2 protein-coding genes and 1 pseudogene are annotated in these 2119 nt (G+C 71.4%); all 3 read left to right on the forward strand.

Features of this window, described 5'->3' with window-relative positions; all coding sequences use genetic code 11:
• The first annotated feature begins 29 nt into the window (after nucleotides 1-29).
• Entirely contained in the window at nucleotides 30-806 is a 777-nt protein-coding gene (locus tag NT132_RS09365; RefSeq protein ID WP_297787724.1) for an electron transfer flavoprotein subunit beta/FixA family protein, read from the forward strand.
• A 9-nt stretch (nucleotides 807-815) separates the two neighbouring features.
• Nucleotides 816-1790, forward strand: a complete 975-nt coding sequence (locus NT132_RS09370) for an electron transfer flavoprotein subunit alpha/FixB family protein (protein ID WP_297787725.1) — start codon at nucleotides 816-818, stop codon at nucleotides 1788-1790.
• 2 nt (nucleotides 1791-1792) lie between these two features.
• A pseudogene (locus tag NT132_RS09375) lies at nucleotides 1793-2119 on the forward strand (cytochrome b/b6 domain-containing protein); the annotation flags it as partial.

Consider the following 2119-nt stretch of genomic DNA (forward strand, 5'->3'; position numbering starts at 1 on the left):
AGACTCGCTGATGGCGTGAGGAGAAGTCGATGAAGATTGTCGTGCTGGTGAAGGAAGTGCCCGACACCTATGGGGATCGCAAGCTGAGCCTGGAGACCGGGCTCGCCGATCGGGGCGCGAGCGATTCCGTCCTCGACGAGATCGGGGAGCGGTCGCTCGAGGTCGCCCTCTCGTTCGCGGACAAGAACCCCGGCACCGATGTCGTCGTGCTCTCGATGACGCCCGCATCCGCCGCAGCCACCGTGCGCAAGGGTCTCGCCATGGGTGCAGCCTCCGCGGTGCAGGTCGTGGATGAGGGACTCGTCGGTGCGGACACCGGCCTGACCGCCCAGGTGCTGGCTGCCGCGCTGCAGCGCACCGGTTTCGACCTCGTCATCACCGGCAACCAGTCCACCGACGGTGCCGGCGGCGTCGTGCCCGCGATGATCGCCGAGCTGCTCGATCTTCCCCTGGCCTCCTCGCTGAACACCGTCGAGATCGGTGAGGGGGAGGTGAGCGGCGAGCGCGCGGTCGAGGGTGGGTCGATGCGGGTGAGCGCGCCGCTTCCGGCCGTGATCTCCATCACCGAGCGGCTCCCCGATGCGCGCTTCCCGAACTTCAAGGGCATCATGGCCGCGAAGAAGAAGCCGTTCGAGACGATCAGCCTCACCGATCTGGGCATCGACCCGATGGATCCGGCCGCGGCCCGCTCGATCATGCTCACCGTGAGCGAGAAGCCGCCGCGCACCGCGGGCGTCAAGATCGTGGACGAGGGCGATGCCGGCACCAAGCTGGCCGACTTCCTCGCCGAGAACCGTCTGGTCTAAGGGGCAGCGATGACTGATTTCACTGCGGATTCCATCCTCGTCCTCCTCGACGTCACCGCCTCCGGGCAGCTCGCCAAGTCCGCCGCGGGCCTGCTGGGCGCCGCATCCGGTGTCGGCACGCCCGTCGCGCTGGTCGTGGCAGCCGACGCCGACGCGCTCGCGCAGGAGGCCTCGAACCTCGGTGCGGCGCAGGTGCTCACCGCCGCGCCCGGCGACGGGCTCGGCGTCGGCGTCGTGGACGCGCTCGCCGCCGCGGCCACCCTGGTGCGTCCGGATGCGGTGCTCGCCTCGCACTCCGTCGACGGCCGTGAGGCGGCCGCCCGTTATGCCGCACGGACCCGCGCGGCGCTCGCCGTGGATGCGGTGGGCGTCTCCCGCGACGATCTCGGCGTGATCGCGCAGCACTCCGTCTACGGCGGGTCGTACAACGTCACCTCGGCCGCGACCTTCGGTGCCCCGGTCATCACGGTGCGTCAGGGCGCGATCGATGCCCGCGCCGAGGCGGTGGCCGCGCCTGTGGTGCATGCGCTCGAGGTCACCGCATCCGGTAAGCCCGCGGCGTCCGTGTTGTCGGTGGATGCGATCGAGGCGACCTCGACGCGTCCGGAGCTGCGGGGAGCCGCGAAGGTCGTCTCGGGTGGTCGTGGGCTGGGCTCGCAGGACAAGTTCGCCCTGGTGGAGCAGCTCGCGGATGCCCTGGGCGCCGCCGTGGGCGCGTCCCGTGCCGCCGTCGATGCGGGCTACGTGCCGCAGTCCTACCAGGTCGGCCAGACGGGGGTGTCGGTGTCGCCGCAGCTGTACGTGGCGCTCGGGATCTCCGGTGCGATCCAGCACAAGGCCGGCATGCAGACGGCGAAGACGATCGTCGCGATCAACAAGGACGGCGACGCCCCGATCTTCGACATCGCCGACTTCGGCGTCGTCGGCGACATCTTCACGGTCGTTCCGCAGCTGATCGCCGCGCTCGAGGCGAAGAAGGCGTAGCGGTGGCGACGTACGCGGGATCCGTGCGCCGCGGCCTCCCCCGGGTGCCGGGCGGCGAGGCGTGGCCGCCCGCCGACGCCGCAGTTCCCGCCGAGGTCGTTGCCGCCGCATCCGGTTCGCCTGTCGCGTCTGGTTCGCCTGTCGCGTCTGGTGGGTCCGCGCTGCAGCAAGCGACAGGGGAGCCGCAGTCGCAGGGTGCAGCTGCCGCCGCATCCGGCTCCGCTGTCGCTTCTGGTGGGTCCGCGTCGCAGCAAGCGACAGGGGAGCCGCCGGTCACGCTGCGCCGCGGACTGCCGCGCGTGGCCGGCGGCGAGCCCTGGCCCCCCGCC

Origin of the sequence: Microbacterium sp., from assembly GCF_026393345.1 — a bacterium.
Classification (GTDB): domain Bacteria; phylum Actinomycetota; class Actinomycetes; order Actinomycetales; family Microbacteriaceae; genus Microbacterium.

Bases quoted from the DNA above. Each gene is read 5' to 3' on its own strand.
- NT132_RS09365 (WP_297787724.1), top strand. From the start codon at position 30: ATGAAGATTGTCGTGCTGGTGAAGGAAGTGCCCGACACCTATGGGGAT.
- NT132_RS09370 (WP_297787725.1), top strand. From the start codon at position 816: ATGACTGATTTCACTGCGGATTCCATCCTCGTCCTCCTCGACGTCACC.